The sequence below is a fragment of the Bacillus cereus group sp. Bc031 genome (assembly GCF_027716265.1).
In the GTDB taxonomy this organism is placed as follows: domain Bacteria; phylum Bacillota; class Bacilli; order Bacillales; family Bacillaceae_G; genus Bacillus_A; species Bacillus_A paranthracis.
The window spans coordinates 11,589-27,798 of the sequence record NZ_JAQFUL010000066.1 but is presented as its reverse complement, the minus strand read 5'-3'; the positions used below and the strand labels follow the sequence as shown (position 1 = coordinate 27,798).

Here is a 16,210-nt window from a genome sequence, read left to right as displayed (position 1 = left end):
TAATGTTACACATTATATGATTCTTCTTGTATTTATAAAGAAAAATAGGCATTACTACTTATTTAGTTTACAGAGTAGGACAGTCTTACTGCTGACTATTATTAATAAATTGATGTACTATCTTTCGGTAAAGCTTTCACATGTTTTAAATAACTTGTCACTCTGTCATCATCACCTTGCGGGTACGGATATCCATAAGCGTTAGCAATTTCATTCGCCACTTCCCTAAATAAATTACCCATGACAAAGAATGACTCCCATATGTTTTCATATTCCGCATTAGAAAATGTCCTCTTAAATTGCTCCCACATTTCCCCTTCAAAATATTGCTCAAAATGCTTTCCAAATTTACCTGCATTAACTGTAAAGTCTGTTTTCATACCAATATGCCATTCTAGCATTACTATGAACATATCTCGCACTGGTCCTTCAAGCATTCCTTTTGCATAAGAAAGCTCTTCTCTCCATAACCCTTTTGCCACATTCGTACTACACCACCAAAATTCATTACAGCAACCTAAAAACTCTTTTTCTGTAGGCTTTTTTATTAAGTAATCTTTATCGCTTGCTGGCGGGAATTCTTCCATACAATTATCTTTATCGAGAAGTAATTTACTTAAACTATCTTGTCCAACGAACTTTTTTATTAAATCAACCGGAACTAATGTTAAATCAATCCGATTTCCATCCATGAACTGCATTAAATACGGAAACTTCCCGTCTTCATCTGCTGGAATTAATGACATTTCTTCTGGCATTTGTACAATCATTATTTCTCCAAATTTATGAATCCAATTATGATTAGACGTAAAAGTTCGTATATCTTTTACAGCGTAAATAATATCAAAGTCTTGAAAACAATCTTTTTTCACATTCGGATTTACACGTGATCCATTCATAATAACTGCTCGGATTCTTTCATCCTCTTTTGCTGTATTTATAATTAAGTCCAGCATTTCTTTTTCAGTTCTCATCTATTCCTAACCTCCAATTTTTAATATAAACTTATATTTTGAAGTATGTTGGAGGTCCACGAGCTAACTGCGTTGTATACGATACAAGTTATAATTTTTCAAACATCTTTTTCATTCTATTTATCTCCTTTCGTTATTCTTTTACGAAAATGTAAAATCTTTCGGTATTCATACATCACTCATATATTGATCAACAGCCGTCCACTTCTCAATCATACTTATGGAAATACCATCGCTTTCAATACTTTTCTACTATTCACTTTTAATTATACAGAAAATTCCGCCTTATATACAAAAAATAAAGAAGGGACATCTACTTCATTACAAAATAGATATCCCTTCTTTTGTTTATACATGTATCCCTTACGGATTAGTAGACCAAAGTCCTGCTGATTTAATAAATGTACGTTTATTTAATTTCAGCTGCGCTACGATAAACTCTGCAATATCTTCTGCTTGCATAACTTTATCAGGATTTCCATCAGTTAGCCCTAAATCTACAGCCATATCTGTTGCTACTGTACTTGGAGTTAAAGCAGTTACGCGAATGTTATGTTTACGAACTTCCATCGCTAACGATTCTGTTAAGCCAAGAACACCAAATTTAGAAGCACTATATGCACTTGTTACAGGTGCACCTTTTTGTCCTGCTGTAGATGAAATGTTAATGATATCACCAGATTGTTGTTCAATCATGCTTGGTAAAGCTGCACGAGTTGCATAGTATACACCCATTAAGTTTACTTGAATGATTTTTTCCCAATCAGCAACGTCTAGTTCTAAAAACTTACCGAACTTAGAAATACCAGCGTTATTAATTAAAATATCGATAGATCCTAAACCGTTTTTTAACGTCTCAATTGCAGTAGTCACTTCTTCATATGAAGAAACATCAGCAGTCGCAATAACAGCTTTTACGCCTTCTGCTTCTACTTCTTTCGCTACAGCTTTTAAGTTTTCTTCTGAGCGAGCTAAAAGACCTACATTTACGCCCTCTTTCGCTAATGCGATCGCTACAGCGCGACCAATCCCTCTACCTGCTCCTGTAATTAAAGCATTTTTGCCTTGTAATAATTCTGCCAAGTATAACACTCCTTAATCATCTCAGTTATGTATTATATTAAAATTGTATCTATGTTTATGTAAAAAGGCAATGATGCACTTTCATGTGCGTAGGTTACTTGTAGGTAACTATAGAAAGTTCTTATTTATAATTCTCATCTTTTTGCCATAATTCATGTAAAATAGAAATAAATTCCATAAAGGAGAGCATATGCGTATGAAAAGAAAAAATGGTTCTTGTCACTATCTGCAGTCGGACTATTTAGCATATTTTTGGCTATGTACTTTATATTTGGTAATCCACTATATTATAAAGTAATAGAAAAAGAAACTAACGAATATCTCCATACTATAAAAGGATATAAGCAAAAAGAAATACAAAGCATAACCGGAAAATATACTTCCCTTTATAATATCGGCTATTATGCAACAGTAGTATATAAAGACGAACCTTATTTTACATACTCTTATACATACGATAATAATAAAAAAATAATACAAGACAATGGCATTTTAGGAAGACATACTGAATCATTTGAGCATCTCAATTTAAACTGGTCACTGTTCGATCAACTAATACAAGGGATTCATACGAACTTACAAGAAAGAGGTTTAAGTGAAAAAAAGGATTATTCTATACGACACGTTCATTTCATTGATATAGATGATGATAAAAACGGTGCAGAAGCATACGTTGACTTTAAAAAAGATGAATAATGAAGGAAAAGCTTATCAATATAGTTGCAGTAATGGGAAATGTATTTTTAAAGAAAAATAGTGTTAGAAGGTTCCCCTTCTAACACTATTTCTCTTCATGATTCGGAATACGTACAATAAATTCCGTACCACTGCCTTCCTCACTCTCGACTTTTATTTCTCCTTGATGAAGGTCGAGTACTTTTTTTACGATAGCCAAACCTAAGCCACTCCCTCCATAAGCACGATTTCGTGAAGAATCCGCTTTATAAAAGCGCTCAAAAATATGTTGCTTCTGTTCTTCAGATATCCCAATTCCCGAATCGCGAATACGTACTTCCACTACTTTCTCATATTCTTTTAACTGGATTGTAATTGTGCCACCACTTGGAGTAAATTTAATACTATTATGAATTAAATTAATCCAAACTTGACTCATACTTTCTTGGTCAGCAGTAATGTGCACTTTCTCTAAATTAAGTTCCAATTCAATTTCTTTTTCAGCCCAGAGCGGTTCACTATTTAACACAATTTGCTTTAACTGTTGATCTAATCGATAAGTTACTCTTTCTGGTGTATATTCTTCCGACTCTAAAAGGGTAAGCTTCAGTAAATTTTGACTTAGTTTAGATAATCTCGTCGTTTCCGTTTCAATAATGGTAAGGTAATGCTCTCTCTTTTCCTCGGAAAGATTGTTATCTTGTAGCGCTCTAGCAAATCCTTTTATAGAAGTTAATGGTGACTGTATTTCATGAGAAACATTCGATACAAATTCCTGGCGCATTTTCTCCATCGCATTTAGTTCATCTGTCATATCATTTATACTTTTTACGAGCACACCAATTTCTCCATCATATTTCTCTTCATTTCGTATTTTGACGGAGAAGTCCCCTTTTGCAATTTTTTGTATCGGTTCAATAATAGTCCAAATCATCGCCTCTCGCTTCGGTCTCATTAATACTGCAATTAATATCCAAAGAAGAATCATAAATATAAAACTGAGTATGTCACTAATGAGGTAGGTAACAAAAGGAGATAAATGTATTGCAAGTGCATCCAATATACTAGATGATACATAAAATGCTGTAGACCAAATAATAGTAAGAAAAGAAAAGAGTGCTATTATCGCTCCCGTTACTTTTAGCATCTTGAATTTACTCATTCGCTCTCTTCTTCTCATTTACTTACCTCTAAGCGATATCCTAAGCCTCTTATCGTTTTAATACTAAATCTCGATTTCTCTTCTTGGAACTTCTCACGTAACCGATTCATATGAACATCTAATGTTCGCTCATTTCCTTCAAAATCATATCCCCATACATCTTCAATTAATTGCTCTCTCGAACAAGTTCTTCCCGCTTTAGAGCCTAAAGTAAATAGCAATTCGAATTCTTTTAGTGGTAACGTAACTGTTTGTTCACCAATTGTAACTTCAAATGTTTTACGATTTAACAGTACATTTCCAACTTGAATTGATTGCGATACTGTAATTTGGTAACGTTTCAATAACGCCTTAACTCTCACTACTAGTTCTATCGGATCAAATGGTTTTACAAGATAATCATCCGTTCCAAGATGAAATCCTTTTACTTTTTGAGACGTTTCTCCTTTAGCAGTTAACATCAAAATCGGAATATCATAGTATTTCCTTAATTCAAAACATACATCAAATCCATCCATATTCGGCATCATGATATCAAGAATAACCATATCAACTTTCACTTCATCTATTTTTTGAAGTGCATCTAGACCATCAATTGCTTCATATGTTTGAAATCCTTCCCGCTCTAAAAATACAGAAACAAGTTCTCTAATATGCGGATCGTCATCTACTATTAAAATTTTTGGTAGCAAAGAAAACCTCTCCTTTCTACGTAGCATCTTTCATATAACTTTTAAAAATGAATCACCAGCGGAGTATAAGCCCCACTGATGATTCATTTTATAATACGCCCTCTTTAATTTTCAATTGTTGCGTTGCAAATTCACGATACATGTCATGTGTGCGTAACAATTCATCATGTGTACCACTACCTGTAAGATTCCCTTTTTCTATAAAGATAATTTTATCTGCATCTACTACAGTAGAAAGTCTATGTGCAATAACTAACGTTGTTCTGCCTTTCATTAAGTTATTTAATGCCTTTTGAACGACAGACTCTGATTTACTATCTAAACTAGAAGTTGCTTCATCTAACATAAGAATTTGTGGATTTCGAAGTAACGCTCGGGCAATGGCAATTCGCTGTCTTTGTCCTCCAGAAAGTTTCACACCACGTTCTCCAACTTCTGTTGCATATCCATTTGGCAAATCATGAATAAATGCATCCACATATGCCATCGCCGCTACTTTTTCAATTTCTTCATCTGTCACTTCTCCCTCAACGCCGTAACAAATATTATCCCGAATCGTTCCATCAATTAACGGACTATCTTGTGAAACGTAACCAATTTGACGTCGCCATGACTGTAACGAATAGTTCGTAATTGTATCTTTCCCTAATTTAATAGCACCGCTAGTTGGCTCATAAAAACGTTCTAACAATGAGAATAACGTCGTTTTCCCGCTACCACTTGGTCCTACGATTGCTGTTACTTTTCCTGATTCAATTGTGAAATCAATATTCTTTAACACTTGCTCTTCTTCGTTATACTCGAAATGTACATTTTCAAGAACGATTGGCTGCTTAGCATTTGTGACTTTCACACCTGTTTCATGATCTTCTACTTCATATTCTAAAATTGTATTAATTCTTTCCGTTGCACCAATTGCCTTTTGGAATTGTGTAAAGAACATAGATAATTGACTCATCGGCATTATAATTTGAACTAAATATAAAATAAACGCTACAAGTTCACCTGTAGTTAATGCACCGCTAGAAACACGCATCCCACCATACCCTACGATAATAACAAGCAATGCCATTAAAACAAACGACATAACTGGTGAAATTAACGCTTGCACTTTCCCTTCTTTCAAACCAAATTGCAATAACTTTTCGATACCTTTATTTCCAGTTTCATATTCTCTTTTTTCTGTGTTCGAAGATTTCACTAAACGAATTTCTGATAATACTTGCGTTAGCACACTTGTAAAAGAAGCCGTTTCATCTTGAAGTGCTTTTGAAATCTTATACATTTTTCGTCCAAGTGGAACTAAAATAAGTACTGATAATGGAATAACCGTTAAAATTAAAAGTGTCATTTTCCAATCTAAAACAAATAATACGATTAATGATCCGACAATTGAAATACCGCCTGTTAATAAATTTGACAAATGCTCAGAAATTAATGTCTTCACAACACCTGTATCATTTGTCATTCGGCTAATTGTATCGCCTGTTCTATTTTGATCATAATAAGATACTGGCAATATAAGTACCTTTTTCCACAAACGTTCTCTTAATCCAGCTACAATCTTCTGTCCTATATAATTTAATAAATATATAGATAATCCTGCAGCTATAGTTTGCATAATAAAGAAGGCAACTAGCCCAACAATTTGTCCTGTACTAATTGACGAAAGTGAAAAATTATCTACTAATCCTTTTGTTAACATCGGAATAAATAAACTCGCTCCTGTAGAAAGTAAACTCATGAATAACGCAAAAATTAATATCCCTTTCGGAGGATTTGTATCTTGAATAAGGCGTAAAAACTGCCTCCAGCTCCCTTTTTTCTTCATTTCATTTTTAACTTCCATTTCTGTCATCTCCTCGTGTTAAACCAAACTTTTCTTTCTAAAAGTAGAATACAATACGAATGTAAACTGAATGTAAACACACTTTTTCTATTTTTACAAAATATACATAAAAACTCATCTTTACAACAGATATAAATATCTGATATTATTACCTAGTGCTAAATATTATTCTATGCGAATGATAAATAATCAATTTACAATACTATATAAATCTCCCGTTATTGAAAGGAGTATCCTTTTTGCAAACAAATATACATTCCGAAAAGGAAACAATTATTTTTATTCATGGATTAGTCGGCAATCGTCGTGCCTTCAAAAAAGAGCATAAACGATTTTCCGCCTCTTACAACGTTATTACTTATGACTTATTAGGTCACGGCGATGATAAAGGAGAAGCTATCGAATTTTCATTACAGCGTCTCGTAGATCAATTATTGAATTTATACGAAAAAGAAGGCATTCAAAAAGCTCATATTTGCGCTTTAAGCTACGGCTGTTATATCTCTACCATTTTTGCACAAATGCATCCAGAAAAAGTTTTGAGCATTTGTCATATTGGTGGACATTATAATAACCCTTCCCTTTTATATAACGTATTTCAAAAGTTTTGGGAGAAGCGAGGAGACGATTACTCTAAATGGCTCTCTCAATACGCAAATACCATTTTTCCAAGTGGCATACTAAAAGCAAATCCGTTCGCAGTCATTTCAAGAAATATTTATTACCGTTTCGGATTGCAATTACATTCATCAATTATTGCCCAATCATTACGACACCGATTAGAATTCGATTTGAAATCTAAATTAAAATCACTTCCCCACCCTATTCTATGGGTAATGGGTGAACATGATCATCTCTATAAATCTTGCCTTTTTGATTTAAAGTCTATTCTTCCAAACGTTTTATATACAGAAATACCGCTTGCAGGACATGCAGCTAACTTGTTTCGTCCGAACTACTTTCATGACCTATACGCTCGATTTTTAAATGGGAAATTACAGTAAAAACTACTACACTCCCAGTTTATTCAACTATAAAAAGGCTTCCCAAGTTTCCCTGGAAAGCCTTTTCTCTATACAAAAAGTATATAAACTACTTTTTCTTAGTATGCTTTTGTGTAACCTAATAGGTGCTTGCTCCAGTAAGAGTTACTTACAGAACTAATACGTACACCAGTTGCATCAGTTTCTGCACTAATGAACTGACCGTTTCCTAAGTAAACGCCCATGTGAGAAGGACCTGATTTATAAGTATTTTGGAAGTATACTAAATCACCTGGTTGTGGATTGCTAGTTTTTGTTTTAGAGCTCCAGTATCCAGCAACTGTTTGACGAGCACCTTTATGACCAGTTTGATTTAATACGTAGTGAATGAATCCACTGCAGTCAAAACCAGCAGGTGTTGTACCAGCAGTTCTGTATGGTGAACCATTTAAAGATCTAGCGAATCCAGCGATTGAAGATGTATCTCCACCTGTTGTTGGTTTTTGTACGTCTTTACCTGGTTGTTGAACGTTATTTGTAACGTTATTGTTATTTGTAACGTTGTTTACTCCGCCTTTTACAAACTTAACGAAGTCTGCACTTACGTAACCTGTACGGCCGTTATGGTTAATTTTGTACCAACCATTTTCAGCGCCAGTAACGTTTAATACTGTACCGTTTGTTACACCACCGATTACAGCGTTGTATGTAGCTGGGCCTGTACGTACTTTTAAAGCACCAGTGTTAACAACATAAGAACCACCAGTTTGAACTGTAGTAGTATTGTTGTTTGTAGTTGGTTGTTGTGTTTGGTTAGATACAGCAGAACCACCTTTTGTTACGAAGTCTTTGCTTACGTATCCAGTTCCACCATTGAAGTTGATTTTAAACCAATCTTGTACTTCACCAACAACTTGTACTGTTTTACCTTTATTTACAGAGCCTAATACTGTATGAGATGTACTTGGGCCTGTACGTACGTTAAGTGAAGAAACGTTTACTGTGTAAGTACCAGTTCCTTGTTGAACAGTAGTTCCTGTTTTACCACCAGTCGTTACGAAGTCACCACTTACATAACCAGTTTGACCGTTTACAGTTACTTTGAACCAACCGTTTTCTTGTCCAATTACTTGTAGTACTTGACCTTGTTTTACTTTAGAAATAACGCTATGTCCTGTACCAGCACCTGAACGAACATTTAATACATCAGCAGTTACTGTGTATTTTAAGTCGGATTTTGTTTCTACAGTTTTTGTTTCAGTTACAGTCGTTTGTGTTTGAGTTTGTCCATTAATTTCTTTTAGCGCTTCGTTTGAAACTTGTGCATGAGCAGAATCCATACCTGGAACTGCAACACCTGCTACTGAAGCTACTGCTAAACCTGCAATTACTTTTTTCATAAGTTGTCTTTACTTCCTTTCCCTACTATCCTCTTAAAAAAAACTTATAAACTTAATACTTTACAATATTATCAAAGTAAAATATTCATTAAGTTCCATTTTTTAACAAGAGTTTTATTTTTCACACAGAGTTCATTTTAAATGAGCGAAGTGAAATTCGTGTGAACTTCATGTGAACTTTACCATTAAAATTACTCTTTTTGCAATGCTTTTTTTATATTTCTTATGTATTTTATTGAAAATTCGACATACCATTCATTATCTTAGTATATATTTTCTATCCACTTAAAAAATTCTATTCATCTAACACAATGCAAAGAATGTATTTCCTATTATAGTTCCTCCTATGAAGTATACTCTTATCATGACAAAAAACACTTTTTTTATCAATAGTATAATATTTTTAGAAAACTATTTTTGATACTATCTATCACTTTTAAAAAGATTTGACGATTTGTAAGATTTAACTTCAAAAATTCTGTTCTAATTTGACGAAAGTACACATTCCGCTACCCATTTTTAACTGTCTATGGAATTTATAGGGTATTTATATTATCATATATATAGTAGCGTCTTAATCTATACACATTTTATTTACCCTACACGGAAAGCAATTGAATTTTAAGATGAGCGTTTTATTGCTTGCAAATAGTGGAATCAAAAGGGAGGTATATTTATGAATAACATAATAGATGATCCTATAAATAAAAATATAGAACTGTACTATGCTTTTTTTCAATTCGTTTCAATTATTACCTTACAAAAAATATCAACTATTGAAACACGTAAAAACGAATTAAAAAATCAGATGAAAAATTCCTATCAAAAAAATCCTTACTACTTATAAAAAGGTGAACAGGTTGTATCCCTGTTCACCTTTTTATAAGTAGTAAAACCCCGATTGGTTCAAATAATAATTAGTGGAGGATAAACAATTCCCCCACTCGTTCCTACATTATTTATAAATTTTTACACGGTTTTCTAAAGGCTGGTATTCTTTTTCACCTGCAGGTACAACCGATTTACCAAACGGCATTTGCGCAATAAGCTTCCAATTTTCTGGAACTCCCCATTCTTTTCTCACTTCTTCATCAATTAATGGATTGTAATGTTGCAATGTAGCACCAAACCCTTCAATTTCCAAAGCTGTCCAAATTGCAAATTGTAACATTCCAGAGGATTGCTGAGACCAAATTGGAAAGTTCTCTTTGTATAATGCAAATTTTTCTTGCAGTTCTTCCACCACTTCACTATCTTCGAAGTATAGAACTGTTCCATAACCACTTTTAAATGCATTCATTTTTTCTTCCGTAGAAGCGAAGTTATTTTCAGGTACAATTTTTCGTAACGTTTCTTTCGTAATATCCCATAACTTATCGTGTTGTTCTCCAAGTAAGACGACAACGCGAGCACTCTGAGAGTTAAAAGCTGAAGGTGTATGTTTTACAGCATGATAAATCACTTCTTGAATTTTTTCATCCGAAACTACTTGTTCTTTACTAATTGCGTAAATAGATCTTCTGTCTTCAATCGCTGAGTAAAAATCTTTTGCCATCATAATTCCCTCCAATTTTCATTTGAGGCTTTTTCCTATGTACACATCATATGCCCCTCAAAACTTATCATTAATAAGTTTCTAACTTTATAATATAAACAAACAATAATAAACTCAAATAATAACACTCACATTTTTTACCTTTTTACTTTATTAGTGCTAAAAAATAAAAGGCAATTTGCTGTTACCGATAGTACGTAACAACAAATTGCCTTTCTTATATGATGATCCAACCCAGTATTTCACTTAATTAACTAAGCCAAATGCATAAGACATTAGCTTATTCGTCTCTGTAAAACGCTTCGTTTTACCTTTTGTTCCCATAACAACTGTAATAATACGAGTATCACCTTGTTTTGCTGTACCCGTAAAACAATACCCTGCGCTATCTGTAAATCCTGTTTTTAATCCGTCTATTCCTTCTATATATAAAGCTTTATTATTTTTGTTTAACATATCATTTGTACTTATAACATTAATATTATTAAATGCTAACTGACTTTGACGTAAGTGAGTCACTTCTAATATTTCTGGGTAATCTTTTATAAGATGATACGCCAAGTTTGCTACATCACCAGCCGTCATTTTTGTTTCACTTCCATCTGGCTCTTGTAATCCAGAAGCATTTGCAAATTTAGCATGTTCCGACATTTTGAACTGTTTCGCTTTTGCATCCATAAGCTGAACGAAATCTTTCTCCGATTTTGCCATATGTTCTGCTAAAGCCACAGCTGAATTATTAGCTGACTCAATCATTAATGCATGATATAAATCTTTAACGGTTAATGTGTCATTAACTTGTACTGGGATTCTCGCTCCCTCTGTTTGTGCCGCTTTCGCACTCATTTTCACCGGATCTTCCCAGCGAACTTTCCCATTATGTACATTTTCTAATAGAAGATATGCTGTCATCATCTTAGACATACTTGCTGGCGCAAAAGCCTCATTTTCATTATGTTGATAAATAATATCTCCATTACTCGCATCAATAATCATAGCTGCTTTTGCATCAATTTCCGGTGGTATGTACTTTGGTGGGACTACTTTTTCAACTAATCCTGTTTTAGGTAGTTCTGCCACTTGTAAAGGTTGTCCCTCTATACTTGTTGCACTCTTTTGAGTTCCTTGGAATAAGAACCAACATATCCCTAAAACAATGACTAATAGGACTGTCAGCCTTCCCCATTTTAACCGCTTCATTTCAAAACTCCTTTAACAAACCTTTTATACACTCACATTTAACCATAACAACTTTCCCTTTATATCGTCAAGGTAAAAAGCATATTTATTCATCTACAGCAATTATTATTTCAATGCATGTATGTTACAATATCAATACCGAAATATGAGAATATTCAATGATAAACCTTATGAATAAAACTATTAATAGAAGGGATTCATACAAATGCCACTTCCAAAATCATTAAAATACGGAGACACAATTGGGATTTACTCACCTTCTTCTCCAGTAACCTACACTTCTCCTAAAAGATTTGAACGAGCGAAATCTTACTTACAACAGAAAGGATTTCATATATTAGAAGGTTCACTAACAGGTCGATATGATTATTATCGTTCGGGTAGTATACAAGAGCGTGCTGAGGAACTAAATGCTTTAATAAGAAACCCTAATGTTTCTTGTATCATGTCAACAATTGGTGGCATGAATTCAAATTCCTTATTGCCTTATATTGATTATGATGCTTTTCTAAATAACCCTAAAATAATGATTGGGTATTCAGATGCAACAGCTTTATTACTAGGGATTTATGCAAAAACAGGACTCCCTACATTTTACGGCCCGGCACTCGTTTCCTCCTTTGGAGAATTTGAGCCTTTTGTAGATGATACATACAAATATTTTGTAGAAACATTACTGCATGATCAAACGCTTCCATACAACATAAAACAACCTTTATTTTGGTCAGACGAATTTATTAATTGGGAAGAGAAAACGAAAGAAAAAGAACTTAGACCAAATAATTGGATTTCTGTAACAAATGGACAAGCTACCGGACGGATAATTGGCGGCAACTTAAATACAATACAAGGAATTTGGGGCAGCTCTTTTATGCCATGTATTCAAGAAGGCGATATTCTCTTTATTGAGGACAGTTCAAAAGATGCAGCTACTATTGAAAGAAGCTTTTCATTCCTTAAAATTAACGGTGTATTTGATAAAATTTCAGGTATCATTCTTGGAAAGCATGAGCAATTTGATGATTGTGGTACAAATCGAAAACCTTTTGAAATACTATTAGAAGTACTTCAAAATCAAAGAATTCCTTTTCTAGCCGACTTCGATTGTTGTCATACACATCCAATGATTACCATGCCTATCGGTGTTCAAGTAGAATTGGATGCAACAAATAAAACGATACATATTGTAGAACCTTGGAAAAAATGAATACATGGCTTTTATTGTTTTACAATAAAAGCCATGATACTATATAATTTGGAATGTGAAAGATTAAACTAAATACGTTCCAATATCTATCATTAGAAAAATTAGGTATAAATATATATTTATATGCAAAAGAGAGTGAATAAATGAAACCAACTATTAAAAATTACTTATTTTTACATGTAGCTTTTTTGATATATTCTATCATTATGGTTTACATGAAATGGGCGGCTAAATTTCCCATTGCTTCCATCTCATTTTTTATGGCTTATTTCGGACTAGTTATACTTTTATTTGGATATGCAATTTTATGGCAACAAGTAATTAAACATTTCGAAATATCAAAAGCATATTCACATCGCGGGATTATTATACTATGGTCAATGCTTTGGTCAGTATTTCTATTTGGAGATACGATTCAGTGGAATCATTTACTTGGTGCAGCTATTATTATCGTCGGAATTGTGGTGGTGACAAAAGATGAATAGTTATATGTTATTATTTATTTTCGGGATAATTTTAGCTAATTACTCACAAATATTATTAAAAAAAGCTACTTTGCAACAATACGATTCTAGAATAAAAGAATATGTGAATCCTTATGTTATTATCGGCTACTCTTTATTTGTAATTAACGCTGGATTAAATGTTATCGCCATGAAGGGCATGGCATTAAAACAAGCATCAGCATTAGAATCCTTAAGTTATATCATCATATTAATTTTCGGTTGGTATTTCCTAGGAGAAAAAATAACGAAACGTAAACTCATCGGCAACATGATTATTATCGTTGGTGTAATCGTTTATTGTATCCAATAGTAAAAGGCTCCGTTTGTGATAAACGGAGCCTTTTACTATTGACCTAAATTTTGCACCTTCTCTTTCAAATCTCGAACTTGATCTACCGTCTGCATAAGCTCCGAGTTTTTAAACTCTTCTACATTCACTTTCCCTTCTTCTATCTTTGTCATCGCCGTATCAATTAACGTATTTAACTTTTCGTTATATCCGACGATTTGCTGATGAAGATCCTTTGCTACATCAGGCGGTGTTAATTCATTAAAAGCGGGTATATCTTGTTTAATTTCACTAAGCTTCGCTTCTAATTCTTTTCGAGCTTCACTATCATTAACAGCCTTTTCAGCTAATGCTGGTGCATCATTTGCAAACGCACTTATTTCATTTACATAGTCTGTCGCTTTTTGAGCATAATCTATGGAGTTCTTTCCTTGTTCTACTAGCGAACATCCCATTAAGCCAATTGTAACTATAAATACTACTAAAGTTGATTTTATTTTCATTTTAGGCTCCCTTCGTCTTTATAATTGTCTGTAAGTTTCTCTATCCTAACTTCTAGCTACATTACTTATAACCTTTTTTCAAATAGCTATTTACCCTCTTACATGCCCGATTACTGTTACAACATCTACTTCTATATGTACGCTAATAATATCTTCAATTATATCCGTATATCCTTGTCCTATAGCTGTTCCATAGTGTAATGTAAGCCCCTTCTTTTCATACACTGACTTTGGTACTGAAAAAATAAATCTCCTCCAATTTCTTTCATCAGCCGGTTCCATAATTAAAACAATCCCATCCTCATCAAACATATACGCTCGCCCTCCAACTTTACATTCACTATGGCTCAGTATTGCCTTGGTCAGCAAAATTTAAAACATAATAAGTTAAGATACACACTCTGCTGCACCATAAAAATAAAAAACATTCATTCTTTTTGTTAAGAATGAATGTTTTTTAAAAAATCAATTTCTAACTCTAGCATCTTTCTTTGACGAGGTTTTACTTTTCTTACGGGAACTCCCGCATAAATATACCAATCATCTAAACTCTCTTTTACCATACTCATCGCACCGACTGCCGTACCTTCTCCTATAGTTACATTTGGAAAAATAATAGAATTAGCACCAATAATCGCATGTTTTTTTAAAATAACTTTTTCTGTTTTCACATTCCTATATTGACTCGGAACAGTTGGTCCCATTAATGTATTCCCACTGAAATCATCTAGTACTGCATATACGATTGTTTTAGCTGAGATATTTGCAAAGTCATGCATTTCAATCCCAACTTCCCCTCCATATAACGCTGTATACGCTGATATATGCGAATAACTTCCAATTGTAATTTTGCCACTTAAAATGCAAAAATCATCAATCCTTACATGATTACCTACTGATATAACACCTGGATTATATATACTTGCTTTTTTACTAATCAATACATTCTTCCCAATTGATAAAAATCCAATTTTCTTTAGCTCTTCTTGACTATAAAAACTATTCATCTGCCAACACCGCCCTCTGACCTAAACATCTTACAATTTGTTCTACTATTTCTTTCGTCATTCCTTCCCATAAAGGCAAACTTACTATTCGTTTTGCTATTTTATTCGTTCTTGTTAAATCTGTAGACTTATAGTTTCTAAAAAGAACTTGTTGGTGGCAAGAGGGCGAAAAGTATAATCTAGCTTCTATTTTCTGTTTTTTCAGGTCTTCTATTACTTGTTTGTTGCGAACTTCTTCCGGACAAAGAATAGGCATAAATTGCTGAATAACTACTTCTGTCTTTTGGAGTTGCCACCCTTTTTTCATTAATCCATTACTTTGTAACAATTGTTTATACCATTCAGAAATACGGGTGCGTTCTTTTAATTTGTCATCCCATTTTTTCATAGTTGCAATCCCAATAGCGGCTGCATATTCAGACATTTTACAATTAAACCCCATCATCGTACATTCACGATTTGTATCAAATCCGAAATTCCCCATTCTTTTAATACGTTGTATATCTTCTTCATTTTTACTATATATGAGCCCTCCTTCACCAATTCCAAAAGGCTTTGTTGCATGAAAACTATATACGATCATTCCACTAAAATCCTGTCCATAATGCACACTTCCATTCATCAATCCGAATCCCGGTGCCGCATCTACGACAACCGGAACACCCCTCTTCTCTAATTCTTCATATTCTTCTAAGTTCATCCATGATCCAAAAGTTGCGTACGGGACAACAATCGCAACCTCTTCCTTTAATTCTTCAATCTTATCCAAAAGTACTGTTTTATCCATATACCAATCATCTATTGAAATATCAATAAAATAAGGTTCCAATCCACACCAAATAGCTACTAATGGAGTCGCTGGGAATGTAAAACTAGGCATGAGAGCATATTTTCCTTTTTTTCTTTTCTTAAGTTGAATGGCCGCCATTAACCCTAACGTTGCGTTTGCTACTGTTGTAACAGCTCCCCTGTTCTGAAAAAATCCCGACATAATTGTTTGTTCAAAACGTTGATTTATAGGTCCGTAATTCGTATATATGTGAGATGTATCAATTTCCTTCAATTCATCCAAATACTCAATTACAGGTACAGTTGAAGCACGTAAAAAAGGAATATTCTCCATAT

Annotated in this window: 17 protein-coding genes and 1 pseudogene; 6 read left to right on the top strand and 12 right to left on the bottom strand. The window is 33.6% G+C overall.

All coding sequences use genetic code 11. From position 1 onward, the window contains the following. Nucleotides 1-101: 101 nt before the first annotated feature. Nucleotides 102-974, bottom strand: a complete 873-nt coding sequence (locus PDQ33_RS21370; RefSeq protein WP_061130946.1) for an aminoglycoside 6-adenylyltransferase — start codon at nucleotides 972-974, stop codon at nucleotides 102-104. Nucleotides 975-1,337: 363 nt separating this feature from the next. Beyond that, nucleotides 1,338-2,057, bottom strand: a complete 720-nt coding sequence (locus PDQ33_RS21365; protein WP_000818985.1) for a 3-ketoacyl-ACP reductase — start codon at nucleotides 2,055-2,057, stop codon at nucleotides 1,338-1,340. A 258-nt stretch (nucleotides 2,058-2,315) separates the two neighbouring features. Here PDQ33_RS21365 and PDQ33_RS21360 point away from each other — a divergent pair. After that, nucleotides 2,316-2,814 (top strand): annotated as a pseudogene (locus PDQ33_RS21360) (DUF3139 domain-containing protein). Nucleotides 2,815-2,838: 24 nt separating this feature from the next. Here PDQ33_RS21360 and hitS read toward each other — a convergent pair. The 3 genes from hitS to PDQ33_RS21345 form a co-directional block, all read right to left on the bottom strand. After that, nucleotides 2,839-3,912, bottom strand: a complete 1,074-nt coding sequence (gene hitS, locus PDQ33_RS21355; RefSeq protein ID WP_061130947.1) for an envelope stress sensor histidine kinase HitS — start codon at nucleotides 3,910-3,912, stop codon at nucleotides 2,839-2,841. Further along, nucleotides 3,909-4,586 carry an envelope stress response regulator transcription factor HitR gene (hitR, locus tag PDQ33_RS21350; RefSeq protein ID WP_000937025.1) on the bottom strand — a complete coding sequence of 226 codons (678 nt, stop codon included), beginning with the start codon at nucleotides 4,584-4,586 and terminating at the stop codon, nucleotides 3,909-3,911. The genes hitS and hitR overlap by 4 nt, the downstream gene beginning before the upstream one ends. A gap of 88 nt (nucleotides 4,587-4,674) precedes the next feature. Continuing rightward, entirely contained in the window at nucleotides 4,675-6,435 is a 1,761-nt protein-coding gene (locus PDQ33_RS21345; protein ID WP_270756551.1) for an ABC transporter ATP-binding protein, read from the bottom strand. 239 nt (nucleotides 6,436-6,674) lie between these two features. On the opposite strand from PDQ33_RS21345, the gene PDQ33_RS21340 reads away from it, so the two are divergent. Continuing rightward, complete coding sequence (locus PDQ33_RS21340; RefSeq protein ID WP_061130948.1) at nucleotides 6,675-7,439, top strand: alpha/beta fold hydrolase; 765 nt, start codon at nucleotides 6,675-6,677, stop codon at nucleotides 7,437-7,439. A 98-nt stretch (nucleotides 7,440-7,537) separates the two neighbouring features. Here the strand turns inward: PDQ33_RS21340 and entFM are convergent, their stop codons facing one another. Further along, nucleotides 7,538-8,818, bottom strand: a complete 1,281-nt coding sequence (gene entFM / locus PDQ33_RS21335) for an enterotoxin EntFM (RefSeq protein ID WP_000755553.1) — start codon at nucleotides 8,816-8,818, stop codon at nucleotides 7,538-7,540. A 676-nt stretch (nucleotides 8,819-9,494) separates the two neighbouring features. Between entFM and PDQ33_RS21330 the strand changes: the two genes are divergently transcribed. Continuing rightward, entirely contained in the window at nucleotides 9,495-9,665 is a 171-nt protein-coding gene (locus PDQ33_RS21330) for a hypothetical protein (RefSeq protein WP_001059583.1), read from the top strand. A 108-nt stretch (nucleotides 9,666-9,773) separates the two neighbouring features. Here the strand turns inward: PDQ33_RS21330 and PDQ33_RS21325 are convergent, their stop codons facing one another. Both PDQ33_RS21325 and PDQ33_RS21320 read right to left on the bottom strand, forming a co-directional pair. Then, on the bottom strand, nucleotides 9,774-10,376 hold the full coding sequence (locus PDQ33_RS21325; RefSeq protein ID WP_270393957.1) for a nitroreductase family protein: 603 nt from the start codon (nucleotides 10,374-10,376) through the stop codon (nucleotides 9,774-9,776). Between the two features lie 243 nt (nucleotides 10,377-10,619). After that, a complete protein-coding gene (locus PDQ33_RS21320) occupies nucleotides 10,620-11,573 on the bottom strand; it encodes a D-alanyl-D-alanine carboxypeptidase family protein (RefSeq protein WP_000825885.1) in 954 nt (317 codons plus the stop codon). A 205-nt stretch (nucleotides 11,574-11,778) separates the two neighbouring features. Between PDQ33_RS21320 and PDQ33_RS21315 the strand changes: the two genes are divergently transcribed. The 3 genes from PDQ33_RS21315 to PDQ33_RS21305 all read left to right on the top strand — a co-directional run bounded on the left by PDQ33_RS21315 (nucleotide 11,779) and on the right by PDQ33_RS21305 (nucleotide 13,596). Then, nucleotides 11,779-12,780, top strand: a complete 1,002-nt coding sequence (locus tag PDQ33_RS21315) for a S66 family peptidase (RefSeq protein ID WP_061131173.1) — start codon at nucleotides 11,779-11,781, stop codon at nucleotides 12,778-12,780. 143 nt (nucleotides 12,781-12,923) lie between these two features. Then, nucleotides 12,924-13,265, top strand: coding sequence for an EamA family transporter (locus tag PDQ33_RS21310; RefSeq protein ID WP_000805123.1), 342 nt, complete (start codon nucleotides 12,924-12,926; stop codon nucleotides 13,263-13,265). Then, entirely contained in the window at nucleotides 13,258-13,596 is a 339-nt protein-coding gene (locus PDQ33_RS21305; RefSeq protein WP_001089868.1) for an EamA family transporter, read from the top strand. Before PDQ33_RS21310 ends, PDQ33_RS21305 begins: the two co-directional genes overlap by 8 nt. 35 nt (nucleotides 13,597-13,631) lie before the next feature. On the opposite strand, the gene PDQ33_RS21300 is transcribed toward PDQ33_RS21305, so the two are convergent. The 4 genes from PDQ33_RS21300 to PDQ33_RS21285 all read right to left on the bottom strand — a co-directional run bounded on the left by PDQ33_RS21300 (nucleotide 13,632) and on the right by PDQ33_RS21285 (nucleotide 16,208). After that, on the bottom strand, nucleotides 13,632-14,078 hold the full coding sequence (locus PDQ33_RS21300; protein ID WP_046197645.1) for a DUF6376 family protein: 447 nt from the start codon (nucleotides 14,076-14,078) through the stop codon (nucleotides 13,632-13,634). 90 nt (nucleotides 14,079-14,168) lie between these two features. After that, the gene (locus PDQ33_RS21295; protein WP_033691611.1) at nucleotides 14,169-14,390 is read right to left on the bottom strand and encodes a hypothetical protein; all 222 of its coding nucleotides are present in this window, start codon (nucleotides 14,388-14,390) and stop codon (nucleotides 14,169-14,171) included. A gap of 128 nt (nucleotides 14,391-14,518) precedes the next feature. Beyond that, nucleotides 14,519-15,085: an acyltransferase gene (locus PDQ33_RS21290; RefSeq protein ID WP_001084169.1), complete on the bottom strand. Its 567-nt coding sequence runs from the start codon at nucleotides 15,083-15,085 to the stop codon at nucleotides 14,519-14,521. Further along, the gene (locus tag PDQ33_RS21285; protein ID WP_270756552.1) at nucleotides 15,078-16,208 is read right to left on the bottom strand and encodes a DegT/DnrJ/EryC1/StrS aminotransferase family protein; all 1,131 of its coding nucleotides are present in this window, start codon (nucleotides 16,206-16,208) and stop codon (nucleotides 15,078-15,080) included. The genes PDQ33_RS21290 and PDQ33_RS21285 overlap by 8 nt, the downstream gene beginning before the upstream one ends. Between the last annotated feature and the right edge of the window lie 2 nt (nucleotides 16,209-16,210).